A 23,209-nucleotide genomic window follows, 5' to 3' on the forward strand; every position below is an offset into this window, starting at 1 on the left:
GGGCGGTCCCCTCACGGCGGTTCGGTCAGGGCAGCAGTTTGTCGAGGGCGGCGGGGCCCTCATCGGTCAGCTTGTTCCTGGCCCACTCGAGGTTCTTCGGGGTGAGGTCCCGGCCGGCCGCGAGAACGATGTCCTCGGGGGACACCTCGGTGCCGGTGCGGGCGTGGAGCCGGTCGTCCGGAGTGGTGAGGTCCTCGTTCGCGCGGACTTCGGACGACCGGGAGGCATCGGGCTCTGATGTGGTCATATGACTGCTCCTCGGTCCGGATCGCTGCTTCGGTGCCGGTGCCCTTGTGGTGCTCTGGCTATCGGTCCCGACTATCCCGATAACACCATTCAATGCCCCGGGGGTCCGCGCATCCGGAGGACCGGCCCCGACGTGCCGCATTCGGCGACACGGCGTCCCACGGGACGCATCGAGCGGATCCGCCCGGCGGAAAGGGCGGGCGCGTGACGGACAGCCGCACCGGCGCCGAGGGGGAGGACGAGCGGGGCCTCAGCCCGCCGACGGGGGAGAAGGGGTGAGGACGAGTATCGTGACGTCGTCGTCCACGTCCGGGCAGAAGCCCACCAGATCCGCCCAGACGCGCTCGGCGAGCGCGGCGGGCTCCCCGGCGGCGAGCGTGGTCAGCCGGTCGGCCAGCGGGTAGAACGCACCGCCGCCGTCCCTGGCCTCGAGGACCCCGTCGGACGCGAGGAAGAGCCGGTCACCGGGGCACAGCGAGACCGTGCTCGCCTCCATCGCGCCGGCGTCCGCCAGCCCGAGCCCGAGCGGTGTCCACGGTGAGACCTCCAGCTCCGTGGCCCTCGTGCCGCGCAGCAGGAGGGGCGGCGGACTGCCGCAGACGACGACGCGCACCTCCCGGACGTCGGCGGAGAACTCCAGCAGCGCGGCCGTCGCGAACAGCTCGGCGTGCCGCACGTCGGCCGAGTCCACCAGCAGCCTGCGGTCGAGCCGGGCGGCGACCGACACCAGGTCGGGCTGGTCGAGCACCGCCTCCCGGAACGCCCCCAGCAGCGAGGCGACCGTCGAGACCGCCGCCAGGCCGTGTCCCCGCACGTCGCCCATCACGGCCCGGACGCCGAAGGGACCGTCCCGCACGTCGAAGAAGTCCCCGCCGACCAGCGTCCCGCGCTGCGCCGCCCGGTACAGCCCCGTACAGCGCACCGCCCCGACCCGCTCGGGCAGCGGGGGCGCGACGGCGCGCTGGGCGGCCTCGGCGACCGTGCGCGTCAGGTCCAGCTGGGCGTCGCGGCGACTGCGCACGAAGGACACGAACACGCTGAGCAGGGAGACGAAGACGACGGTCAGCAGATCGGTGCCGCCCGGCCGGTCGAGGCGGAAGGCCGGGGTGCTCAGCAGGGCGACCACCACACAGCCCAGCGCGGCGGTCGCCAGCGGGCTGTACGACAGCACGGCCAGCGGCGGGATGGCACCCAGCAGGAAACCGATGTCGAGAGGGCGGTCGCTGAGGAGCGTCGCCGCGCAGACCGCCACGACCAGGGCGAGCGGCAGCGCCCGCACCCAGCCGGGCGGCGGAGCCCCCCGCAGCCAGCCGCGCCGGTCATCACTCCGGCGCGGCGGCACGGCGAGCATCTTTCGCACATCATCACGCTCCTACGGCGCGCTTCCCGGCGCACGCCGGGAAGCGCGCCTGGTGCCGCGGCAGGCGACGTTCGCCCGGTGAGGAGCGGCGTCCGGTGCGTGCTCCCGGCGTGCCCTCGTACTGCACGTACTCGGGCTTTCGTCCGGTGCGGCGAGCGTTCGTCCGGTGCGGCGAGCGGAGGCACCCCCTCCGGGGGAGCGTGCCGGGCGTCGCGACGGGGCGAACGTCGCCTGCCGCGGCACTAGAACGCCGTGAGGGTGAGCCGTATGCCGGTGGGCGCGGTGTCCTGCACGTAGGAGGCGAAGTCGGCCACGTCGTCGAAGGCGAAGCCGTACGCCTTGCCGTCCTGCGTGGCCGCGTGCACCGCCCTGGCGTAGTGGTTGGTCAGGGCGGTCCGGTAGAACGACGCGGCGTCCGTCGTCGGCTGGGCGGCCGAGGACAGCAGGGTGGAGCGGTTGAACCCGGCACCGAGGACCGCGGCGACTGGACCGGTCGTGCCGTCGTTGGGCGCGGCGAGGGCGCCGTCGCAGAACAGCACGTCCCGGGTGGACGGCCGGGCGAAGGACACCTGGGCGGGCCCGTCGAAGGTCAGCCGGTCACCGCGCACCCGGCCCGTGAAGGTCCCGGCGTTCGTGGTGACCGTGAGGTCCCTGCCGGTGTAGGCGCTCCACACCTCGTCGATGTACGGGGCGAGGTAGTCCTCGGGGAACAGACCGGCGTCCAGGCCGTGCCCCGGGGCGATCACGCGGCGGTCGTCCACGACCAGCGGGGCGAACTCCGGCACCTGCCGCACCGCCTCGAAGACGGCTGCCCGCCCGCCGGGGCGCAGGGTGCCCGTGATCTGTTCCTTCGCCCCGGTCAGCCGGATACTGAGCGGCACGCTGAACATGTCGACCATGGTGGTGTTGCAGAACATCCCGGCCGGGTTGTACGTGAACTCGGCGCAGTCGTGCAGCACCCCGTAGTCGGGGTCGGAGGCGACCCAGCCCGCCGGGTACCGCAGTGCGGGGTTGCCGTTGCCGTCGGTAACCGCCTTGAACTTCAGCTTCGCGCCGAGCGACACGTAGATCCGGCCGGAGAGGTACGGCAGTGACAGCGTTGTCGCGCCGCTGTCGGCCAGACCGATCGCGTAGTCGGTGTAGCCGTCGGCCCCGTTGTCCGACAGGGCCACGGGCACGGCGGTGCCGTCGGGGGCGACGCGCACCTGGCGGCCGTCCTGGTTGCCGACGATGTAGACGTGGACGTCGGCGTTGCCGAAGGAACCGGTGCTGTTGACGATCGTCAGCGGCAGGGCGCCGCCGGCTTCGGGCGCGGACGCGTCGCTGTCCGCGCCGGTGCCGGTGCCGGCGAGGGCCTGGGGGGCGACGGCGGCCACGGCGGGCGCGGCCACGACCGCGCCGCCGAACGCGGTGAGCAGCTTGCGGCGACCGAGGGGGCGGTGATGACGAGGAGTCATGTGGGGGGTCTCCTGCATGATCGGGGCATGACAATCTGAACAGCTCTGAGAGCGCTCTCAGGCCGTGGCCCGATGGTACGCAGAAGCCCCACCGGGGCCAACAGTCCGGACACGCGCCAACTGCTGCGTGTGGTATGCCCCTTGGGGTGGCTCCGCCCGGGTCCGGGTGGCGTGCCCAGGGCGGTGACCGAGACGCACCCGTGCCGGTGCCGGTGCCGGTGCCGGTGCGTCGGACGCTGTTCGGCCTGCTCCCGGCGGGCGGTCGCGAACCGGCGCCGGTGGGCGGCCGGGCTGATCGACGACTCGCGTGCGAAGGCGTGGCGCAGGTTCTCGTAACCCGGGAAACCGGCCAGGGAGACCGTTCGTGTGGCGTGTGCCCCTGGTCGAGCAGGGACTGCTCGTTGTCGAAGCGGACCGACTCGACGCACCGGGCCGCCGGATCCCCGGCGGCTCCGGCTGGGACGCGAGTGGCGGAGGTCCTGGGCAGTCGTCTCCGCCCGGCACCAGGAACATGTCGGTGGCCGGTTCCGCGGCGGCACCGCCGACCACGGCGATCCGCATCCCGGTCGAGGAGGTCACGCCGGCACCCGACGCCGGTACCAGGACGATGCGGTGGTCGGCACCGAGCGGATTCGCTTCGCCGAAGACCTCGGCGGGGCCGACGGCGTCCAGGAGTTCGACCCCGTCGTGGACGAGGGTCGCCACCCGATGCGTGCCGGGGTTCGCAGGCCCATCCTGGAGTGACCGGATTCGAGTGGTTCACGGTCGGACCGAGGCGGCGCCGGGGGCCGCGTGGCCGGCTTGGTGGAGAACGGACGCACGGTCCACTCACAGCACATCGCGGCGGAAGGCGAGGAGATCATGACCGACACCATCGCAGGGGTGGAAATACCCGGTACCCCGGCCGTCACGGAGGCCACGGAATTCCTCCGGGAGAGGACGAATCCCCTGATCTTCCACCACTCCCGGCGGGTTTTCCTCTTCGCTTCCCTCCACGCGGGCGAAATGGACCTGCAGCCCGATCCCGAGTTGCTCTACGTCTCGGCGATGTTCCACGACGCGGGTCTGCTGGTCCCGTTCTCCGGCACGCAGCAGCGTTTCGAGCTGGACGGTGCCGACCACGCACGGAGATTCCTGCTCGACCGCGGGTTCTCCGAGGACGCCGCCGAGGTGGTCTGGAGGGCGATCGCCCTGCACACGACACCGGGGATCCCCGGTCGGATGGAGCCCGAGGTCGCCGCCACGAACCACGGCGTGCTGACCGACGCGATCGGCTGGGGACTCGGCGGACTGGACGGCGGCCGGGTGGACGAGATCGTCGCCGCACACCCTCGCGGTGATTTCAAGAAGGAATTCCTGCGGGTATTCGTCGACGGCCTCGCATATCGCCCGGACACCACCTACGGAACCGTCAACGCGGACGTCCTGGAACACTTCGTCCCCGGTTTCCGCCGTACGTCCATGGTGCAGCGCGTCATGGACGCTCCTTGGCCCCGGTGACCCCCCTCGCCCCGGGGGCTCGCCCCACACCCGGGCCTGGGTCCACTCGGTGAACCGGCGAAAGGCGGTCACGCCCGACCGTCCGAAGCTCGGTGGCAGCCGGTTCCCGATGCGGCCCGCGGTGGCCACGAAGACGATCGCGGCAGACATCTCGCGGTTCCCCCGTCGACGGTGTCCTCCGCCCCGCGGGCGTCCAGGAGCCGGCGGGACCACCCGCTGGGACAACTCCCACAGGACTTTCGGCGCCAACCGCTCGACAGGCGCGGCGGTCATCACCCCGGACCGCCGCAAGATCGCACCGACTGAAACGGTGTCATACACACCCAGAAGGGAACGCCTGTGCAAGCCATTACTGTCCGGGACCGCGAGGCCGGCGTCACGGGGCTGAGCCTCGAGGACCTGCCCCGTCCCCACGCCGCCGAGAACGACGTCGTCGTGCGCGTGCACGCCGCGGGCTTCACCCGGGGAGAACTCGACTGGCCCGCGACCTGGACCGACCGCGCGGGCCGCGACCGCACCCCGAGCGTGCCCGGGCACGAGGTCTCGGGCGTGGTGACGGAACTCGGCTACGGAACGACCGGCCTCACCATCGGCCAGCGGGTCTTCGGACCGACCGACTGGGCCCGCGACGGCTCGCTCGCCGAGTACGTGGCCGTGGAGGCCCGCAACCTCGCCCCGCTCCCCGCCGACGTCGACCACACGGTGGCGGCCGCGCTGCCGATCTCCGGACTGACCGCCTGGCAGGGCCTGTTCGACCACGGCCGGCTCACCACCGGACAGACCGTCCTGATCCACGGCGCCGCCGGCGCGGTCGGCTCGATCGCCGTCCAGCTCGCCCACGACGCGGGAGCCCGCGTGGTGGGCACGGGTCGCTTCGCCGACCGGGACACCGTCCTCGGCCTGGGCGCGCACGCGTTCCTCGATCTGGAGGCCGACGGGTGGGAGGACGCAGGCCGGGCCGACGTCGTGTTCGACGTGATCGGCGGTGGCGTCCTCGACCGCTCGGCCGCCCTCGTGCGGCCCGGCGGCACGCTCGTCACCATCGCCCGGCCGCCCACCGTGCGCCCCCAGGACGGACGAGTGGTCTTCTTCGTCGTGGAACCCGACCGCGCACGCCTGGCCGATCTCGCCCAGCGGGTGCGGGACGGCAGGCTCCGGGTACGGATCGGCGCGGTCCGGCCGCTGGCCGAGGCAGCCGCCGCCTTCGCCCGGCGCGAGCGCGTCCCCGGCCGCACGGTCATCCGCGTCGCGGAGGACTGAACGCGAGGACCGCCCGGCCGACCGGCACCGGCGCGCCCGGACCCGCCCCGACGCCGAACCGGTCAGGCGCTCACCGCGGTGGTCCGGAACCGGGCCCGGTACACCGTGGGAGAGACCCCGAGGGTGTTCTGGAACAGACGCCGCATGGTCTCCGAGGATCCGAAGCCGGCGTGCCGCGCGACCTCCTCCACCGGGGCGGTGCCCGAGGACAGCAGGACCTTGGCGGCCTCCAGGCGGACGGCGTCGACGTACTGCCCGGGCGTCATGCCCGTCTCCTGGCGGAACAGGCGGGTCAGGTGCCGGGTGCTGATGCCCACGCCCGCGGCGAGCGCGGCGACGCCGGCGGGGACCGACGGGTCCGCGGTGACCTCGTCCATCACCCGGCGCACCAGCGGATGCCGGCTCGGCGGAGTCATGCGGACGCTGAACTGCGACTGACCGCCGGGGCGGGCCATGAAGACGACGAGCTGACGCGCCACGTCCCTGGCGACGTCGGCGCCGTGGTCCTCCTCGACCAGGGCGAGCGCCATGTCGATGCCCGCCGTGACGCCCGCCGAGGTGACGAGGTGCCGGTCGCGCACGAACACCAGATCGGGTTCCACCCGCACCCCGGGGTAGGCGGCGGCCAGCTGGGGCGCCAGTTCCCAGTGGGTGGTGGCACGCCGCCCGTCCAGGATCCCGGTGTGCGCGAGCACGAAGGCACCCGCGCAGACCGAGGTCACCCTGCGCGTGCGCGCGGCGAGCGCGGCCACGAGCGGGACGAGACCGGGTTCGGCCGTGGCGCTCCGCCAGTCCCTGCGGCCGGGAACGACCAGCGTGTGCGGGCTCCCGGGCAGCTCCTCCAGGGAGGTGTCGACACCGATCCGCAGCCCGCAGGACGTGACGACGTCGTGGCCGTCCGGGGAGACGACCCGTACGTCGTAACGGGCGCCGGAGCGGTTGGCCGTCGTGAAGACCTCCAGGGGCCCGGCGACGTCCAGGAGCTGCACCCGGTCGAAGGCCACGATCACGACGACGTCCCCGCCGTCCGGCCGTGCTACTCCGCCCACGGAGAGTCGAGGACGGTGCGCACGAAGTCCCCCCGCTGGAACCCGGGCACGTAGTGCTCGAGCACATCGGCCTTGACGTTGCCGAAAGTCGTCTGTGGCCGGGGGCGGACACCGTCGGTGAACGCGGCGAGGATGCGCCGCTTGAAGTCGGGGCGGGGATGCAGGGCGACGACGTCCCGGCGGTCCGCTTCGGGGACGTCCGCGTATCCGATGCCGAGGACGTCGTACTCGACGCCCGCGGTGACCAGTGCGACCTCCGGCTCCATGAACTCGGGGATGCCGGGGGTGGTGTGCAGGGCGATGGCCGTCCACACCCGCCGCACGCTGTCCTCGGGCACGCCGTGCGACTGCAGGAAGCGACGGGCCTCGTCGGCGCTGTCGACCTCGAAGCGGCGCCCGCCGGCGCGGAACTGCTCGTTCAGGCCGAGGTCGTGGAACATGGCTCCGACGTACAGCAGCTCCGGGTCGAAGCTGAGGTCCCGGTTGCGGCCCTGGAGGCTGCCGAAGAAGTACACGCGGCGGGAGTGGTGGTAGATCAGCTCACTCGTGCTGTCGCGGACCAGCTCCGTCGCCTCGCGGGCCAGCTTGGTGTCGGGCACGGAAATTCCCGCAGTGCGGGTCGTGTCCGTGGTCATGACGTGTCACCTCGTTCTTCTCCGGATGCCGTGCCGGGTCGGCACAGCACCAGTGTTCTTCGCCGGGGGCGCGCTCGCCATGTCCACGGGGCCATGTATCCCACGGATACGGACATCATCGTCCCGGCATGCTTGACCTTGACACCGGCGGCAAGGTCGCACGATGGCCCGCGTGGAGATCACCGCATCGCAGAGCAGCAGGGTCGTCGTCGTCACCGGGGCCGGTACCGGGATCGGGCGGGCCACCGCGCGGGCCTTCGCCGGTGAGGGCGCCCGCGTGGTCGTGGTCGGCCGGCGACGTGGACCACTGGAGGAGACCGCCGCGGCGGACGGCCGGATCACGCCGCTGCCCGCCGACATCACCGGCGACGGGGAGCCCGAGCGGATCGTACGGGAGGTGCTGGGGGCGTACGGTCGGCTGGACGTGCTGGTCAACAACGCCGCCATCGTGCGCGGCGGAGCCCTCGGCACGCTGGGCCGGGAGGTGATCACCGATCAGCTCGACACGAACCTCGTCGCCCCCGTGCTGCTCGCCCAGGCTGCGCTGCCGTCTCTGGAGGCGTCGGGCGGCGTGATCGTCAACGTCAGTACGTCGGTGGGGCAGCGGGCCTGGCCGGGCAGCTCGGTCTACGCCGCCACCAAGACCGCCCTCGAACTGCTGACGCGCAGTTGGGCGGTCGAACTGGCCCCTCGCGGCATCCGCGTGGTGGCCGTCGCCCCCGGCGCCGTCGACACCCCCATCGGCGAGCACCAGGGACTGACGCCGGAGCGCATGGCCGCGGTGCGGCAGTGGCAGCTGGCACACACCCCGCTGGGCCGGATCGGCAGGCCCGAGGAGGTGGCCTGGGCGATCACCCGACTCGCCGCCCCGGCCGCGTCGTTCGTCACCGGGGTCGTGCTCCCGGTCGACGGCGGGGCGGTCGTGGCGTGATAGGAGTGCTCCGGGAGGTGCGACGGGTGCGGATCGGTGAGCTGGCCAGGGCGACGGGGACGACCGCCCGTGCGCTGAGACACTACGAGCAGGCCGGGCTGATCTCCTCCGAGCGGGCGTCCAACGGCTACCGCGTCTACGACGAGGGCGTAGTGGTGCGGGTGCGCAACATCCGCCACCTGCTGTCCGTCGGACTCACCCTGGACGACGTGCGCGTGTTCCTGCCGTGCCTGGACGGCGACGTGGCCGCGGCACCGCCCTCGGACAAGGGCCTGCGGGTGGCACGGGAACGGCTCGCGGTCCTCGACGAACGCATCGCCGCCCAGACCGAGGTCCGCGACCGGCTGGCGGCCGCGCTCGGGGAGCGGACGGCCGGGCGCATCCGGCCGGTGGCCTGACCGGTCGCCCCCCCCATGGCCCCGGTGGCCCGGTGGCCCGGTGCCCCGGGCCGGGCCGGGCCGGGCACGCTCCCGCCCAGTGCCAGTGCCAGTGCCGGTGCCGGTGCCGGTGCCGGTGCCGGTGCCGGTGTCGGCGTCGGTGTCGGCGTCCGGTGGCATGCTGGCCGGCGAGGCGGTCACCGGGACGGACGGCGGAGGCGACGTGGGGTTCGAGGGCGAGGTCTGGCACGTGCGTGGCCGGACGGACGCGAAGGCGCGGGTCGGGGAGATCCTCATCGAGGACGCGGACTTCCCCTGGCTCTCCGGCAGGTTCACCCCAGGACCGGCGTACGACGCCGTCCGGGACCTGTTCGTCCGCGAACTCGCCCTCGCCGAGCGGGACGACGACGGGCATGGGGACGAGTGGGAGGCCACCTGCGACGAGATCGGAGCGCGCGTGTCGCTGGTCTCGCCCGACGGTCCGGTGGCCGAGTTCCTTCTGCACATCGACGGGGACCGGGCCTGGTTCCGGTGGAGCGAGGAACCGTTCGGGAGCTTCGGGTCCTTCGGGGACAGGGGCGGCGACGGCTGACCGCCGTCACCCTCCGTCGCCGAGCAGCGCTTCCGCCTCGGCGAGGATCTCCGTCACCCGGAGACCGAACACGGCGTCGCACGGATGCGGGCGCCCGGTCCGCGCGGCGGCCAGGAGGGCGTCCACGGCCCGTCGGAGCGCGGGCACCGGGCCCTCCGGGCTCTCCGGCATCAGCGTCACCCCGGTACCGCCCCGCAGCTCCACCGCGGCGCCCGCCGCGGCGGGCGGTGCCGTCAGGCTGAGTGTGAGTGTGCTGGACGTCCCGCCGGCATGGTCGAGGACCAGCTGGACGGTGTCGCCGGGACCGGGCACGGCCGCCGCCACCCGCCGTACGTCCCCCAGGACCGGCAGCAGCACGGACAGGGCGTGCGGGCCGACGTCCCACAGAGCGCCCTTCTCGCGGCGCCACGGCGAGCGCGCGAACGGGCTGTCGCCGCCGAACACCGCGCCGAGCCACTGCGCCCGCGCCGTGAACCAGTCACCCGCCTCGGCCTGTTCGGTGATCCACGCCTCGGTCCCGGGCTGGAACCGGGCCGTGAAGAAGACGACGGAGGCGACACCGGCCTCCCGCACCGCTTCGGCCACCGCCCGCCCCTGCGCGACCGTCGTCGCGAGCGGCTTGTCCAGCAGCAGATGACGCCCGGCACGCGCCGCGCGCACCGCGAGCTCGGCCTGCACGGCCGGCGGCAGTGCCACGGCGACGGCCTCCACGTCGGCGAACAGGGCGTCGACGTCGTCGTAGGCGCGCGTGCCGTGCCGTTCCGCCAACTCCTCGGCGGCCTTCGGCCGGCGTCCCCACACGCCCACGAAGTCCACGTCGTCGTGCCGGTCCAGGGCGGGCGCGTGCGTCATCTCCGCCCAGGGACCGGTACCGAGCAGTCCGATGCGCATGCCGCCGCCTCTCCACGCTGCCTGACCGACGCAGGCCGGGGACCACCGCCGGCCGGCCGGCACCGAGCGTGACACACGCCCCGGGTGCCCCCGCAAGTCCTCGGCCGGGGGACACGACGCACCCGCCGAGCCGGCCGGTGTCCTCTGACACCGCGGCACCCGGTCCGGCCGCCGAGGGCGCACCGGCCGCCGCGCGACACATCGAAGCACCCGAGCCCGTACCGGTGGCGCCCTCCTCGCCCGCGTCCCACGAGACCGGTGATTCTGCCGATCCCCCGAGCGCCCCGCCCGTCGACAGTGGCACAGCAGTTCATCGGCGAGGTCCGACCGGCGGATGTCCCGGGACAGCGACCCCACGTGTCCGGGACCGTGTGCGACCACCGGCCGGGCGACCCGCCACGACAGAGAGGACGACTCCTCGTGCAGCAGAACCCCCACACCCACGCCGCCCCCCGCGGCGCGCGCCGGCGGCTGGCCGGTGTCACGGCGGCACTCGCCGCCGTCGTCGCGCTCAGCACCCTCACCGGCCCGGGCGCCCACGCCGCCGACAACCCGTACGAGCGCGGCCCGGCGCCGACCACCTCCAGCATCGAGGCGCTGCGCGGCCCCTACGCCGTGTCGGAGACGAGCGTCTCCCCACTCGCCGTCACCGGCTTCGGCGGCGGCACGATCTACTACCCGACCAGCACCAGTGACGGCACGTTCGGCGCCGTCGTCATCTCGCCCGGCTTCACCGCGTACCAGTCCTCCATCGCCTGGCTCGGTCCGCGCCTGGCCTCGCAGGGCTTCGTCGTCCTCACCATCGACACCCTCACCACCATGGACCAGCCCGACTCCCGGGGACGGCAGTTGCTCGCCGCCCTGGACTACCTCACCGAGCGCAGTTCCGTGCGCGGACGGATCGACAGCAGCCGGCTCGGCGTGATGGGCCACTCGATGGGCGGCGGCGGCACGCTCGAGGCCGCCAAGTCCCGGCCCTCGCTCCAGGCCGCGATCCCCCTCACCCCCTGGAACCTCGACAAGACCTGGCCCGAGGTCACCACCCCGACCCTGATCGTGGGCGCCGACGGCGACACCGTCGCACCGGTCGCCTCCCACTCCGAGCCCTTCTACTCCAGCCTGCCGTCCACCACGGACCGCGCGTACCTGGAGCTGAACGGCGCGACCCACTTCTCGCCGAACACGTCGAACACGACGATCGCGAAGTACAGCATTTCCTGGCTCAAGCGGTTCATCGACAACGACACCCGCTACGAGCAGTTCCTGTGCCCGCTGCCGCGGCCCAGCCTGACCATCGAGGAGTACCGGGGCAACTGCCCGCACGGCTCCTGATGCTCCACGGCACGGTCCGGCGGCGGTCGCGCGTACGGCGGCCGCCGCCGGTGCGCTGTGCCGCCGCACGGCCGCGGGCCGTGCGCCCTGGGCACCCGCACAGCGCTGTCCCGCGCACATCGTGAAGGAACCGCTGGTGGGGCGGCCGACACCTGGCCGAACCGGCGCGCGGCGGGCGTGGACCGGTGCCTTCCGCCTCTGGTTACGCGCGCGTAACCTCCCGGGAATGACCGGAGAGACGACCGTACGCACGGCCGTGCGGATCCACGGCCGCGGCGCGCAACGACGCGTGGTGGGGGAGCTGTTGGAGGGCCTGGCCGCCCGCGGCGGCCACCTGGTGGTGACCGGGGAACCCGGGCTCGGCCGCACCACCCTCCTCCAGTGGGCCGCCCGGTCCTTCACGGCCGGTCCCGTACTGCGCCTCGGCGCCCCGACGGACCGGTGCGCACCCGCGCCGGCCGAGGACCTGCTCACCACCCTGCGGACGGCGGCCGGTGACGGCCCGCTGCTCGTGTGCGTGGACGACGCGCATCGGTGGGGCCCGCCGGCCCGGGCCGCCCTCGGCCGCGCGGCGGAGCACCTGCACCCGGCGGACCGGGTCGGCCTGCTCCTGTCCGTGGCCGGACACCGCGCCGTCGACCCCGAGTACGCCCATCTGCCCGCCCTGCGCCTGGACCCGCTGACGCCGCCGCAGGCCGACGCCCTGCTCGACGACGCGACCGACGGCACCGCCGACCCGGCCGTGCGCGCGGAACTGCTGGCCGAGGCGGAGGGCAACCCGGGCCTGCTGCTCGCCCTGGTCCGCCGCCTGTCGCCCGCCGAACTGCGCGGGCACCGGCCGCTGCCCAGGCCCCTGGCGGACGCCGGCACCCTGGCGGGCGTGGCGGGCGCGGCCCTGACCGGGCTGCCGCCGGACGTGCGGGACCTGCTGCTGACGGTGGCGGCGGCCGCACGGGCGTCGGAGGCCCCGGACGTCGACGCCGGCCTCGTCCTGGCCGCCGTACGGCGCCTGCGTCCGGCCGCAGCGCCCGCGTCGTGCCCGGAACCGGTGCCCGGACTCCTCGCGCACGCCGAGGGACGGCTCCGTTTCCACAGCCCGCTGGTCGCCCGCACCGTCCACGCCACCGCCGCACCGGACCGCCGCCGCGCGGCCCACCGCGCGCTGGCCGACGTCCTGGAGGCCGCAGGCCGGCGGCTCCCCGCGCTGCTGCACCACGCCTGGTCCCTGACCGGCGCGGCTCCCGAGCCGGCCCTCGCGGACCGGCTCGCGGCCCGGGCGGCCGACGAGCCCGCCGCGCCGCACCGGCTGCGCGCGACGGCGTACGCCCGCGCCGCCGAGCTGTCGGCCGACGGCCCGACCCGGGCGGAGCGGTACACGGCCGCGGCCGAACAGGAGTTGCTCGCCGGCCGGCCGGACCGTGCGCGTCCGCTGCTCACCACGGCGCGGGAGTGCGCCGCGCCCGCCGGGGTGCGGGGCCGGGCCGAGCTGGTGCGCGGGCTGACGGAACTGCGGGACGGCCCCGTCGGCGACGCGCACCAGTCCCTGCTGCTGGCCGCGTCCCTGCTCGCCGCCGAGGCCCCCGGTCAGGCAGCGGCCGCCGCCCTGTCCGCCGCCGACGCGGCCTGGGCGGCCGGAGACCTGCCGGCGTGCCTGGCCGCCCTCGGCCCGCAGCCACCCGACCGGACCCCCGGCCCAGGCGACGCCGGGCAGCCGCACGCGTCCGCCGCCGTTCCGCCCGCCGACCTCGTGCACGACCACCGTGTCGGCATGCGGGCGCTGCTCGAAGGGCGGCTGGACCGCGCGGCGGCACCGCTCGGACGCGTCGTGGAACGCGCCGGGACCGAGGAGAGCCCCGAGGCCCTGCTGCGGGCCGCGGCGGCAGCGCTGCTGCTGGGCGAGGTGGACGCCGCCCGCCGGGCCGGCGCGCGGGCCCTCGCCGCCGCGCGCCACCTAGGGTCGGACGCCCTGCTCCCGCGGGCACTGGAGTACCTCGCCTACGCCGAGCTGCGCGCCGGTCGGCACCCGCAGGCCCGCGCCCACGCCGAGGAGGGCCTGCGCACCGCGCTGCGGGCCGGACAGCGCAACACGGCGGCCCAGCACCGGGCGGTACTGGCCCTCGCGGCGTCGATCGAGGACGAGCCCGACGTCGTCGCCCGGCACGTGGCGGCCGCGCTGGCCACCGCCCGCCGGCACGGACTGGCCCAGGCGGCCACCCTGGCGGAGTGGGCGGCGGCCCGGGCCGACCTCGGGCGCGGCCGTCCCTTCGACGCCGCCGACCGGCTCGGCCTCCTGGTCCTCCCCGGGCCCCGGCGCGGGCACTTCGCGGTGTGGCGGCTCGCCGTGCCCTGCTTCGTGGAGGCCGCCGTCCTCGCCGGCCGGCACGAGGACGCCCGGACGCTCCTGGCGGACTTCGCCGGCTGGGCGGCCTTCGGCGCCGATCCGCAGGCCGCCGCCCAACTGGCCCGCTGCCACGCCCTGCTGGCTCCGCCGGAGGACACCGACGCGCTGTACGTGTGCGCGCTCGCCCGGCACGACGAGGCGGGCGGCGACTTCGAACGGGCCCGCACCGCGCTGCTGTACGGCAAGTGGCTGCGCCGCCGGCGCCGGCCGCGCGAGGCCCGCGACCGCCTCGGCGCCGCGCTGGCCGGCTTCGAACGGTGCGGCGCCGGTGTCTGGGCCGAGCAGGCACGCGGCGAACTGCGGGCGCTCGGGGCCGCCTCGCGCGCCTTCGCGGGCGCCGGCGCCCTCACCCGGCTGACGCCGCAGCAACTGCGCATCGCCCGGCACGTCGCCGAGGGCGCCACCAACCGGGAGGTCGCGCTGACCCTCGCGGTGAGCACCCGCACCGTCGACTACCACCTCCGCAAGGTCTTCGCGGCCCTCGGCGTACGGTCCCGGCTGGAGCTGGCGCGCGTGGTCGAACAGGCGGAACAGGGGGAACGGGCCGAAAAGACCGGTGCACAACCCTAGGGACCGACCGGACGGTATGCCATCCTTCGGGGCAGGACGAGTCAGGGGGCAGGCCGGGCGCGGGCGGACGGCCCGCCGTGGTCTCCCCCGTGAGCCCTGGCCCGGGGAGGACCGCGATGCAACACGCCGTACGGTCACGAGCAGCGATCCGCACCGCCGCACTGACGCCCGTTCCGCGCCCCCGGACACCGGGCGTCGCCTCGCTCATGGACGCCGACGCCCTGCGGGTCCTGCACCGGGCGGCCCGCGGGCTGCTCGACGACCTGCCGGAGCTGACCGACCGGCTGGTGTCGCTGCTGCGGGAGCTGGAGCCGGCGTACCGCGCCGTTCTGGCGAAGGACCCCAGCGCGACCTGGCAGGAGGCGCACCGCTCGCTGCGGCACGGCGTGGCCTCGCTGCTCGACCCGCGCGGCGCCCGGGACGCGGCCCGCCGCTGCTCCTGGCGGATCGGCACCACCCGCGCCGAACAGGGGCTGCCGCTGGACGCCCTGCTGCACGCCTTCCGCCTCGGCGGGTCCCTGGTGTGGCAGCGGCTGGTCGAGGAGACCTCCCGCACCGCATCCGAGGACGTGCGGCTGCTGGTGCACGTGGCCGCCGACGTGTGGAACTTCGTCGACGAGCACTGCACCCTCGTCGCGGACGCCTACCGGCAGACCGAGTGGCAGCTGAGCCGCCGCCGCGAGAACCGGGCCCGGCTGCTGGCGGCCGGTCTGCTCGACGGCACCAGCCGCATCGCCGACCTGCCCGAGGCGGCGCAGGCGCTGGACCTGCCGGAACAGGGCCGGTACGTCGTCGTCGCCGTCACCGGCGTGCACCCCGCACGCTCCGCCGCCGCCCGTGCCGCCGTCGTACCGGACGGGACGCGCGTCCACTGGCACACCGGGGCGGAGGTGGACTACGGCATCGTGCTGCTCGGTGCCGGGGACGACGAGCCGCCGGTACCGGGAGACGCCGTCCCGGGTCTGCGGATCGGCGTCGGCAGCCCCGTCGAGGGACTGGCCGCCGTCGGCGAGGCGCGCGGGCTCGCCGACACCGCCCTGCGCATCTGCCCCGCGGACGGCGGCACCGTCCGGCTGACCGAGCACCTCCCCGCCGCCCTGGTCGTGTCGGGCCCCGACCTCGGCCGGGCCCTCGCCGACAGGGTGCTCGGCCCGCTGCTGCGGCTGGAACCCGCCGACCGGGACGTCCTGCTGGACACCCTGACGACGTGGCTCGACTGCGACGGCTCGGCGCAGCGGGCCGGCGAACGCCTCTACTGCCACCGCAACACCGTCCTCAACCGCCTGCGCCGCTGCGAACAACTGACGGGCCGTTCCCTGTCCCGCCCCGCCGACCTGGTCGAAATCACGCTGTCCCTGACAGCCCACCGCCTCCTCCCGGCCTGACCGACCGACGTGACTGCCCGCAGCCGTACCGCCCCAGCTGCGGGCAGTCGTGCCGCCCCCAGTGCCTGAACGGCCTGGGAGGTACCCCCAGGGGCGGCACGGGTGGGCGCAGCGGCACCCCGTGGCGCCGGGCCACGTGACCCACCCGCCCACCCGCCCGCCCCTGGGCATTCGCACAGACTCCCCGCCCCCACACTGGGACGCCGCATCGACCCACCGCCCACCCCCTGTACGCCCCCCGCCCTCCGTGCTGTGGTGAGCCCCCCTTCCCCGTCACCGTGCCCCTCCCGGCCCGGTCCTCAGGAGCCGCGATGCCCGCAGCACCACCGGACGGTGAGCCCGCCCTGCGCGTCGAGAGCCTCGACGTGACGTACGGCCGCGCCCTGTCCGCTCTCCGTTCCGTGTCCCTGACCGTCCCGCACGGCGGCGTCGTCGCCCTGCTCGGCGCCAACGGCGCCGGCAAGACGACCTTGCTCCGCGCCGTCTCGGGCACCCTGCGCCTGCACCGCGGCGCGATCACGGCCGGCCGGGTCCGCTACGGCGACACGACCCTCGACGGCCGCGACCCGGTCGCCGCCGTGCGCGCCGGAGTGGTGCAGGTGCCCGAGGGCAGGCGGGTGTTCGCCGGACTCACCGTCGACGAGAACCTGCGGGCCGGCGGCCTCGGCCTCTCCCGGCGCGCCCCGGCCCAGGTCCGCGAGGCCCGGGACCGCGTCTTCGCCCTCTTCCCCCGGCTCGCCGAACGCACCCGCCAGGCCGCGGGCCTGCTGTCCGGCGGCGAGCAGCAGATGCTGGCCATCGGACGCGCCCTGATGGCGGCCCCCCGCCTGCTCCTCCTCGACGAACCCTCCCTCGGACTCGCCCCGCTCATGGTGGACCGGATCGCCGAGGTGGTCCGCGAGATCAACACCCAGGGCACCGCAGTCCTCCTGGTCGAGCAGAACGCCGGCATGGCACTCTCCCTCGCCGGCCACGCCCACGTCCTGGAGGTCGGCGAGATCCGCCTGTCCGGCCCGGCCGCCGAACTCGCGCGGACCGACGCCGTACGCCGCCTGTACCTGGGCGAGACCACCGACGACCAGGGGGCCGCGTGACCACCCGCACCACCGCGCCCCCCGCGCTCGAGGTCCGCGGCGTCACCGTGCGCTTCGCCGGACTCACCGCCCTCGACGACGTGTCCTTCACGATCGCCCCGGGCACCGTGCACGCCGTCATCGGACCCAACGGCGCCGGCAAGTCCACCTGTTTCAACGTCCTGTCGGGTCTGTACCGGCCCGCCGCCGGCACCGTACGGCTCGGCGACGCCGAGCTGACCCGGCTCGCCCCGCACAAGATCGCCGCCCTCGGCGTGGCCCGCACCTTCCAGAACATCGTCACCACCCAGGGCACCGTCGCCGACAACCTGATGCTCGGCCGCCACGCCCTGACCCGCGCCGGCTTCGCCGCCAGCGCCCTGCGCCTGCCGCGCGCCGTGCGCGAACAGCGCGAACACCTCGCCAAGGCCCGGGAGATCGCCGAACTCACCGGGCTCGGAGCCCACTTCGACTCACCCGTCGCCCTGCTCTCCTACGGCGACCGCAAGCGGGTCGAACTCGCCCGCGCCCTCTGCCTGGAGCCCCGTGTGCTGCTGCTCGACGAACCCGTGGCCGGCATGAACGCCGCCGAACGCGTCCGCATGACCGAGGTCGTCCGGGAGGTCCGCGCCGAACTCGGCCTGTCCGTCGTCCTGGTGGAGCACGACATGGGCCTGGTCATGCGGCTCGCCGACGACGTCACCGTCCTCGACTTCGGCAGGGCCATCGCCCACGGCACCCCCGACGAGGTCCGCCGCGACCCCGAGGTGCTGCGCGCCTACCTGGGCACCGACACCACCGGGGAGGACGTGGCATGAGCGGCTTCCTCGACAACCTCCTGAACGGCCTCGCCCTCGGCTCGGTCTACGCCCTGATCGCCCTCGGCTTCGTCACCATCTTCAAGGCCTCGGGCGTCCTCAACTTCGCCCACGGCTCCCTGCTCCTGCTCGGCGGCTACCTCGTCGCCGTCCTCCACGACAACCTCGGCTTCGCCGGCGCGCTGGCTCTCGCCGTCGTCGCCACGGCCGCCGTGGCCGGCGCGCTCGACCGCCTGCTCCTCCAGCGCGGGGAGCAGGACGCCCACGGCGCCCATGTGCAGACGATCGTGACCATCGGCATCGACATCGTCCTGGTCACCGACCTGGCCCGGCGCATCGGCGGCGACCTGCTGCCCCTCGGAGACCCCTGGGGCGACGCGGTGACCGACCTGGGACCGGTGACCGTCGCGGACAGCCGCCTCGCCGCGATCCTGGTGTCCGCCGTGGCCATCGCCGGCGCCTTCGCCCTCTTCCGGTTCACCCCCTGGGGCCTCGCCCTGCGCGCGGCCGCCGAGGACGCCGAGGCCGCCGCCCTCATGGGCGTACGGCTGACCCGGATCCGCACCGTCGCCTGGTGCCTGGCAGGCGGCCTCGCCGCGCTCGCCGCGGTCTTCCTCGTCGCCTTCCCGGCGCCGGGCCTGGAACGCACCACCGGGCAGATCGCCCTGAAGGCCTTCCCGGCCGCCATCCTCGGCGGCATGGCCTCCCCGGTCGGCGCCCTGGTCGGCAGCATGCTGATCGGCCTCACCGAGGCGTTCGTCGCCGGCTACCAGTCCGATCTGCACGTCCTCGGCGAGGGCTTCGGCGACGTCGCACCGTACGCCGTGATGGTGCTGGTCCTCCTGATCCGCCCGGCGGGACTGTTCGCGGCGAAGGGAGCGGCCCGTGTCTGACCTCCGCAAGGCGGGCGCCCTCCTCGATCGCGGCGGATTCCTGCTGCCCGCCCTCCTCCTGTGCGCCCTGCCCTTCTACCTGGACGCCTTCTGGCTGCGTATCGGCCTGTTCTCGATGGCCGCGGCCATCGGTGCCGTGGGACTCGGCCTGCTCAGCGGCACCGCGGGACAACTCTCCCTCGGGCACGCCTTCTTCCTCGCCGTCGGCGCCTACGGCTACGTGTGGCTGGCGGGCGAGCCCGGGCCGGGGCTGCCGCCGGCGCTCGCCGCGGTCCTCGCGGTCCTGCTCGCCGGGGTCGCGGGCGGGCTGTTCAGCCCCGTCGCCGCCCGGGTGAAGGGCATCTACCTGGGCGTGGCCACCCTCGCCCTCGTCTTCCTCGGCCACCACGTCCTGCTCACCGCGGACTCCGTCACCGGCGGCTTCAACGGCCGGTCGGTGCCGCCGCTGGAGCTCGGCGGGTTCACGTTCGACGGGTCCGGCCCCGAACTGACGGTCCTGGGCGTGCCGTTCGGCGCCGAGGAACGGCTCTGGTACCTGGGCCTCGCCCTGTTCGCCGTCACCTGGTTCACCGCGCGCGGGCTGCTGCGCGGCCGCCCCGGGCGCGCCCTGGTGGCGCTGCGCGACAGCGAGACGGCGGCGTCCGTGATGGGCGTCCACGTGGCGAGGTACCGCTCGGCGGCGTTCGTCGTCTCCTCGATGTACGCGGGCCTCGCCGGCGTGCTGCTCGCCCTCTCCTTCCGCCGCGTCGTGCCCGACTACTTCTCCCTCGCCCTTTCCGTCGACTACCTCGCCATGATCGTCATCGGCGGCCTGGGTTCCGTCGCCGGGGCCACCGCCGGGGCCGTCTTCGTCACCGCGCTGCCCCTGCTGATGACGCGCTACGCCGACCAGCTGCCCCTGGTCGCGGCCCCCGGCTCCGGCGACGGCACGATCGGACCCACCGAGGCCGCCCGCTACCTCTACGGCGCGGCGATCGTCGTGATCCTCCTCCACGCCCCCGACGGCCTCCACGGCCTGGCCCGCCGGACCCGCGCCCGCCTGCGCCGACGGCCCTCCGTCACCGGCCCGCCCGACACCGGGCCCACGCCCCGGACCACCTCCGCCACCACCGCACGAGCCAAGGAGCACACCCCGTGAACGTCACGCACCCCAGGCACCGCACCACCCGGACCGCCGCCCTGGCCGCGGCCCTGGCCGCCGTGCTCCTCGCGGGCACCGCCTGCAGCTCCAAGGCGGACGGCAAGAGCACCGGCGACGGGGCCGACGGCGTCAAGGCCGGTCCCGGAGTCAGCGACAAGGCCATCAAACTGGGTGCCCTCACCGACCTGACCGGCCCCTACGCCACCCTCGGCAAGAGCATCGTGCAGGCCCAGCAGATGTGGGCCGACGAGACCAACGCCGCGGGCGGCATCTGCGGGCGCAAGGTGGAGATCGTCGTCAAGGACCACGGCTACGACGTGCAGAAGGCGGTCACCGCCTACGCCGACATCTCCCCGGACGTCGTCGCCCTGCCCCAGGTCATCGGCTCCCCGGTGGTCGCCGCCCTGCTCGACGACATCGAACGCGACCACGTGCTGACCTTCCCGCAGGCCTGGGCCGCCTCCCTGCTCGGCAAGGACTCCGTCCAGGTCCTCGGCACCACCTACGACATCGACATGATCGCCGCCGTCGACTTCCTGACGCGCACCAAGAAGATCGCCGAGGGCGACACCATCGGCCACGTCTACTTCGAGGGCGACTACGGCGCCAACGCGCTGGAGGGCTCGACGTGGGCCGCCGAGAAGACCGGGATGAAGGTCGTCGGCCAGAAGATCAAGGCCACCGACACCGACCTGTCCGCGCAGGTTTCGGCGCTGGGCAAGGCGGGGGTGAAGGCCGTCCTGATCAGCGCCGGCCCCGCCCAGACCGCATCCCTCGCCGGCGTGGCCGCCTCCAAGGGGCTGACCGTGCCGATCGTCAGCAGTGCCCCGGGGTACGCCCCGCAGCTGATGAAGACGCCCGCGGCGAAGGCGCTGGAGGCCATGGTGCACGTGGTCAGCGCGGCACCGGCCACCAGCTCGGACCTGCCGGGCGTCCGGAAGATGGTCGCCTCCTACGGGAAGAAGTACCCGGGCTCCCCGGTCGACTCGGGTGTGCTCTCCGGGTACAACGCCGCCCAGCTGATCGGCGCGGACCTGAAGAAGGCCTGCGAGGGCGGCAGCCTCACCCGTGAGGACGTGGTCAAGGCGCACCGCTCGCAGCACGACGCCGACACCGGCCTCGGCACCCCGCAGGACTTCACGGACGTCTCCGCACCCGCGAGCCGCTCCACCTATGTGCTGAAGCCCGACGCCAAGGCCGTCGGCGGCCTGGTCGGCGTCGAGGAGGCCCACCGGGCAGCCGGCGTCGACGCGTACCTGGCCGCACGCGGCTGACGCGGGGGAGAGGCCGTCAAGGGCCGTCGTCAGGCGCCCTCTTGGCGGCCCCTCGGTCCGACATCTGGTTCGCCTGACCACCGGGTCTCTAGGATGTACTCTCTGTCATGCCAGTGCAGTTGGCGCGGTACGGAGCTGGGGGAACGATGCAAGCCGACAAGCAGCTGTCCACGAAGATCGACGCCAACGTGCCAACGGCCGCACGCATGTACGACTACTACCTGGGCGGCAAGGACAACTACGCGGCCGACCGGTCGGCGGTGGCGGAACTCGACAAGGTCGTCCCCAGCACGCGCCGACTGGCCCTGAACAACCGGCGTTTCCTGCAGCGCGTCGTCAGGGTCCTCGCCGAGGACTACGGCATCCGGCAGTTCCTCGACCACGGGTCCGGCCTGCCCACGCAGGACAACGTGCACCAGGTCGCGCAGCGCGTCGACCCCGATTCGCGGGTCGTCTACGTCGACAACGACCCGATGGTGCTGGTCCACGGCCGGGCGCTGCTCGACCAGAACGACCGCACCGCGGTCATACACGCCGACATGCGCTCGACCGAGGAGATCTTCTCCCACCCGGAGACGCAGCGCCTGATCGACTTCTCGCAGCCGGTGGCGGTGCTGTTCAACTCGGTCTTCCACTGCATCCCGGACAGCGAGACCGACGGGCCGATGGCCGTGGTCCGCCGTGTGACCGAGCGGCTCGTGCCCGGCAGCTACGCCGTGATGTGCCAGCTGGTCAGCGAGGACGCCGAAGTGCGGAAGTTCGTCACGGAGTTCATGGACCAGGCCACGCAGGGACACTGGGGCCGCGTCCGCGAGCCGAAGGACGTGGAGGCCTGGTTCGAGGGCATGGACATCCTGGAGCCGGGCCTGGTGGAGGTCTCCACCTGGCGTCCGGACAGTGAGGTGGTTCCCCGGCAGCTCACCGACGAGTGGATCGAGTTCGGCGGCCTGGGCCGCATCCGCTAGCCGACACGGAACACCGGGCCGTGCGCGGCGGCGGAAACGCGGCGCACGGCCCGCTCGCTGCCGAGTTCCCCGAGCCCTGCGGTCACCGCACCCGCTCTCGCCCGCTCACTTCGCGGCGTAACGACCCGACACCGTCTCGCGCAGCATCTCCAGGGACTCGCGCGGAGTCAGCGCCTCGTCGGCCAGGCGGTCCAGGGCGACCCGGTACTCCTCGGTCTCGTCGCGGTCCTCGAGGAAATTGGCGCTCCTGATGTGCTCCAGGTAGACCACGTCGGGCAGGTCACTGCCGCCGAAGCGCAGATACGTCACCGGGATCGCGGGCGCCGACGCGTTGGTCACGTCCAACGGCACGATCTGCAGGGTCACATGGGGCCGCCCGGCCATCGTGACCAGGTGCTCGAGCTGCTCCCGCATGACGTCGCGACTGCCCAGCACACGGAGCAGCACCGACTCGTCGATGATCGCCCACATCTGCGGCGCGTTCGCGCGGTGCAACAACTCGGCCCTGCGCGTCCGCAGTTCGACACGCCGCTGGACCTCGGCGGCCGGGGCGTTCGGCAGGCCGCGCTCGACGACGGCACGGGTGTAGGCCGGGGTCTGGAGCAGTCCGGGAACGTACTGGATCTCGAAGGTGCGGATGGTCGCCGCGGCCTCCTGGAGGCCGACCAGGCGGTCGAACCACTCGGGCATCAGACGCTTGTCGTACCGCTGCCACCAGCCCGGCTCGCCGGCGCGCTGCAACAGCTTCAGCAGCACGGAGGCCTCGTAGGGGTCGGTGCCGTAGAGCTTCAGCAGCGCGCGGACGTCGTTCTCCGTCGGAGGCCTGCGGCCCTTGCCCGACTCGATGCGCGACAGCTTCGCCGGGCTGAACCGCAGCTCCCGCGCCGCCTGGTCCTGGGACAGACCGGCGTCCTCGCGGTACCCCGCCAGCTGCACCCCGACGAGCATCTTCAGCAGAGTGGGGGCCGGTTCGGTCCGGTCCAGGTAAGGTTCGAGACGGGAGACGCGGGGCGACGCGGCGGACATCCTGACTCCCAGCAGACCGGCAGACTTGATGAA

At 74.1% G+C, this 23,209-nt stretch carries 22 protein-coding genes and 1 pseudogene; 15 read left to right on the forward strand and 8 right to left on the reverse strand.

Features of this window, described 5'->3' with window-relative positions:
* Positions 1-25: 25 nt before the first annotated feature.
* From ACIRFH_RS18595 to ACIRFH_RS18605, 3 genes are all read right to left on the reverse strand, one after another.
* Positions 26-247: a hypothetical protein gene (locus tag ACIRFH_RS18595; protein ID WP_403521821.1), complete on the reverse strand. Its 222-nt coding sequence runs from the start codon at positions 245-247 to the stop codon at positions 26-28.
* A 249-nt stretch (positions 248-496) separates the two neighbouring features.
* Complete coding sequence (locus ACIRFH_RS18600; protein WP_403522015.1) at positions 497-1,597, reverse strand: PP2C family protein-serine/threonine phosphatase; 1,101 nt, start codon at positions 1,595-1,597, stop codon at positions 497-499.
* Between the two features lie 251 nt (positions 1,598-1,848).
* Positions 1,849-3,063, reverse strand: a complete 1,215-nt coding sequence (locus ACIRFH_RS18605; RefSeq protein WP_403521823.1) for a glycoside hydrolase family 64 protein — start codon at positions 3,061-3,063, stop codon at positions 1,849-1,851.
* Between the two features lie 612 nt (positions 3,064-3,675).
* On the opposite strand from ACIRFH_RS18605, the gene ACIRFH_RS18610 reads away from it, so the two are divergent.
* Positions 3,676-3,807 (forward strand): hypothetical protein, encoded by a 132-nt coding sequence (locus ACIRFH_RS18610; protein ID WP_403521825.1) that lies wholly within the window; start codon positions 3,676-3,678, stop codon positions 3,805-3,807.
* A 117-nt stretch (positions 3,808-3,924) separates the two neighbouring features.
* Positions 3,925-4,563, forward strand: a complete 639-nt coding sequence (locus ACIRFH_RS18615) for an HD domain-containing protein (RefSeq protein ID WP_403521827.1) — start codon at positions 3,925-3,927, stop codon at positions 4,561-4,563.
* Between the two features lie 18 nt (positions 4,564-4,581).
* Here the strand turns inward: ACIRFH_RS18615 and ACIRFH_RS18620 are convergent.
* Positions 4,582-4,836, reverse strand: a pseudogene (locus tag ACIRFH_RS18620) (transposase); the annotation flags it as partial.
* A gap of 66 nt (positions 4,837-4,902) precedes the next feature.
* Between ACIRFH_RS18620 and ACIRFH_RS18625 the strand changes: the two are divergent.
* Positions 4,903-5,823: an NADP-dependent oxidoreductase gene (locus ACIRFH_RS18625; protein ID WP_403521829.1), complete on the forward strand. Its 921-nt coding sequence runs from the start codon at positions 4,903-4,905 to the stop codon at positions 5,821-5,823.
* Between the two features lie 62 nt (positions 5,824-5,885).
* Here the strand turns inward: ACIRFH_RS18625 and ACIRFH_RS18630 are convergent, their stop codons facing one another.
* Together ACIRFH_RS18630 and ACIRFH_RS18635 are read right to left on the reverse strand one after the other, a co-directional pair.
* Positions 5,886-6,872, reverse strand: coding sequence for a GlxA family transcriptional regulator (locus ACIRFH_RS18630; RefSeq protein WP_403521831.1), 987 nt, complete (start codon positions 6,870-6,872; stop codon positions 5,886-5,888).
* Positions 6,860-7,507, reverse strand: a complete 648-nt coding sequence (locus ACIRFH_RS18635) for an HD domain-containing protein (RefSeq protein WP_403521833.1) — start codon at positions 7,505-7,507, stop codon at positions 6,860-6,862. The genes ACIRFH_RS18630 and ACIRFH_RS18635 overlap by 13 nt, the downstream gene beginning before the upstream one ends.
* Positions 7,508-7,679: 172 nt before the next feature.
* Here ACIRFH_RS18635 and ACIRFH_RS18640 point away from each other — a divergent pair, with 172 nt between their 5' ends.
* The 3 genes from ACIRFH_RS18640 (at position 7,680) to ACIRFH_RS18650 (ending at position 9,407) form a co-directional block, all read left to right on the forward strand.
* On the forward strand, positions 7,680-8,438 hold the full coding sequence (locus ACIRFH_RS18640) for an SDR family NAD(P)-dependent oxidoreductase (RefSeq protein ID WP_403521835.1): 759 nt from the start codon (positions 7,680-7,682) through the stop codon (positions 8,436-8,438).
* A gap of 26 nt (positions 8,439-8,464) precedes the next feature.
* Positions 8,465-8,836, forward strand: coding sequence for a MerR family transcriptional regulator (locus tag ACIRFH_RS18645; protein ID WP_403522017.1), 372 nt, complete (start codon positions 8,465-8,467; stop codon positions 8,834-8,836).
* 202 nt (positions 8,837-9,038) lie between these two features.
* The gene (locus ACIRFH_RS18650; RefSeq protein WP_403522019.1) at positions 9,039-9,407 is read left to right on the forward strand and encodes a hypothetical protein; all 369 of its coding nucleotides are present in this window, start codon (positions 9,039-9,041) and stop codon (positions 9,405-9,407) included.
* 6 nt (positions 9,408-9,413) lie between these two features.
* On the opposite strand, the gene ACIRFH_RS18655 is transcribed toward ACIRFH_RS18650, so the two are convergent.
* On the reverse strand, positions 9,414-10,298 hold the full coding sequence (locus ACIRFH_RS18655; RefSeq protein WP_403521837.1) for a Gfo/Idh/MocA family protein: 885 nt from the start codon (positions 10,296-10,298) through the stop codon (positions 9,414-9,416).
* A 420-nt stretch (positions 10,299-10,718) separates the two neighbouring features.
* Here ACIRFH_RS18655 and ACIRFH_RS18660 point away from each other — a divergent pair, with 420 nt between their 5' ends.
* From ACIRFH_RS18660 to ACIRFH_RS18700, 9 genes are all read left to right on the forward strand, one after another.
* Entirely contained in the window at positions 10,719-11,630 is a 912-nt protein-coding gene (locus ACIRFH_RS18660) for an alpha/beta hydrolase family protein (RefSeq protein WP_403521839.1), read from the forward strand.
* Positions 11,631-11,856: 226 nt separating this feature from the next.
* A complete protein-coding gene (locus ACIRFH_RS18665) occupies positions 11,857-14,601 on the forward strand; it encodes a LuxR C-terminal-related transcriptional regulator (RefSeq protein ID WP_403521841.1) in 2,745 nt (914 codons plus the stop codon).
* 116 nt (positions 14,602-14,717) lie between these two features.
* The gene (locus tag ACIRFH_RS18670) at positions 14,718-15,986 is read left to right on the forward strand and encodes a PucR family transcriptional regulator (RefSeq protein ID WP_403521843.1); all 1,269 of its coding nucleotides are present in this window, start codon (positions 14,718-14,720) and stop codon (positions 15,984-15,986) included.
* A gap of 311 nt (positions 15,987-16,297) precedes the next feature.
* On the forward strand, positions 16,298-17,080 hold the full coding sequence (locus ACIRFH_RS18675) for an ABC transporter ATP-binding protein (RefSeq protein ID WP_403521845.1): 783 nt from the start codon (positions 16,298-16,300) through the stop codon (positions 17,078-17,080).
* The gene (locus ACIRFH_RS18680) at positions 17,077-17,877 is read left to right on the forward strand and encodes an ABC transporter ATP-binding protein (protein WP_403521847.1); all 801 of its coding nucleotides are present in this window, start codon (positions 17,077-17,079) and stop codon (positions 17,875-17,877) included. The genes ACIRFH_RS18675 and ACIRFH_RS18680 overlap by 4 nt, the downstream gene beginning before the upstream one ends.
* Positions 17,874-18,770: a branched-chain amino acid ABC transporter permease gene (locus ACIRFH_RS18685; RefSeq protein ID WP_403521848.1), complete on the forward strand. Its 897-nt coding sequence runs from the start codon at positions 17,874-17,876 to the stop codon at positions 18,768-18,770. The genes ACIRFH_RS18680 and ACIRFH_RS18685 overlap by 4 nt, the downstream gene beginning before the upstream one ends.
* Entirely contained in the window at positions 18,763-19,908 is a 1,146-nt protein-coding gene (locus tag ACIRFH_RS18690) for a branched-chain amino acid ABC transporter permease (protein WP_403521850.1), read from the forward strand. Before ACIRFH_RS18685 ends, ACIRFH_RS18690 begins: the two co-directional genes overlap by 8 nt.
* On the forward strand, positions 19,905-21,185 hold the full coding sequence (locus ACIRFH_RS18695; RefSeq protein ID WP_403521852.1) for an ABC transporter substrate-binding protein: 1,281 nt from the start codon (positions 19,905-19,907) through the stop codon (positions 21,183-21,185). Before ACIRFH_RS18690 ends, ACIRFH_RS18695 begins: the two co-directional genes overlap by 4 nt.
* A gap of 146 nt (positions 21,186-21,331) precedes the next feature.
* Positions 21,332-22,150 (forward strand): SAM-dependent methyltransferase, encoded by an 819-nt coding sequence (locus ACIRFH_RS18700; protein WP_403521854.1) that lies wholly within the window; start codon positions 21,332-21,334, stop codon positions 22,148-22,150.
* A gap of 105 nt (positions 22,151-22,255) precedes the next feature.
* Here the strand turns inward: ACIRFH_RS18700 and ACIRFH_RS18705 are convergent, their stop codons facing one another.
* Positions 22,256-23,176, reverse strand: coding sequence for a helix-turn-helix domain-containing protein (locus ACIRFH_RS18705; RefSeq protein ID WP_403522021.1), 921 nt, complete (start codon positions 23,174-23,176; stop codon positions 22,256-22,258).
* Positions 23,177-23,209: the final 33 nt, after the last annotated feature.

Origin of the sequence: Streptomyces sp. NPDC093586 (assembly GCF_044764905.1) — a bacterium.
Classification (GTDB): domain Bacteria; phylum Actinomycetota; class Actinomycetes; order Streptomycetales; family Streptomycetaceae; genus Streptomyces.

Excerpts from the sequence above, each read along its gene's own strand:
- ACIRFH_RS18665 (WP_403521841.1), top strand. The coding sequence starts at position 11,857 with ATGACCGGAGAGACGACCGTACGCACGGCCGTGCGGATCCACGGCCGC.
- ACIRFH_RS18605 (WP_403521823.1), bottom strand. The coding sequence starts at position 3,063 with ATGACTCCTCGTCATCACCGCCCCCTCGGTCGCCGCAAGCTGCTCACC.
- ACIRFH_RS18705 (WP_403522021.1), bottom strand. The coding sequence starts at position 23,176 with ATGTCCGCCGCGTCGCCCCGCGTCTCCCGTCTCGAACCTTACCTGGAC.
- ACIRFH_RS18675 (WP_403521845.1), top strand. The coding sequence starts at position 16,298 with ATGCCCGCAGCACCACCGGACGGTGAGCCCGCCCTGCGCGTCGAGAGC.
- ACIRFH_RS18635 (WP_403521833.1), bottom strand. The coding sequence starts at position 7,507 with ATGACCACGGACACGACCCGCACTGCGGGAATTTCCGTGCCCGACACC.
- ACIRFH_RS18700 (WP_403521854.1), top strand. The coding sequence starts at position 21,332 with ATGCAAGCCGACAAGCAGCTGTCCACGAAGATCGACGCCAACGTGCCA.
- ACIRFH_RS18595 (WP_403521821.1), bottom strand. The coding sequence starts at position 247 with ATGACCACATCAGAGCCCGATGCCTCCCGGTCGTCCGAAGTCCGCGCG.
- ACIRFH_RS18685 (WP_403521848.1), top strand. The coding sequence starts at position 17,874 with ATGAGCGGCTTCCTCGACAACCTCCTGAACGGCCTCGCCCTCGGCTCG.
- ACIRFH_RS18615 (WP_403521827.1), top strand. The coding sequence starts at position 3,925 with ATGACCGACACCATCGCAGGGGTGGAAATACCCGGTACCCCGGCCGTC.
- ACIRFH_RS18655 (WP_403521837.1), bottom strand. The coding sequence starts at position 10,298 with ATGCGCATCGGACTGCTCGGTACCGGTCCCTGGGCGGAGATGACGCAC.
- ACIRFH_RS18600 (WP_403522015.1), bottom strand. The coding sequence starts at position 1,597 with ATGCTCGCCGTGCCGCCGCGCCGGAGTGATGACCGGCGCGGCTGGCTG.
- ACIRFH_RS18670 (WP_403521843.1), top strand. The coding sequence starts at position 14,718 with ATGCAACACGCCGTACGGTCACGAGCAGCGATCCGCACCGCCGCACTG.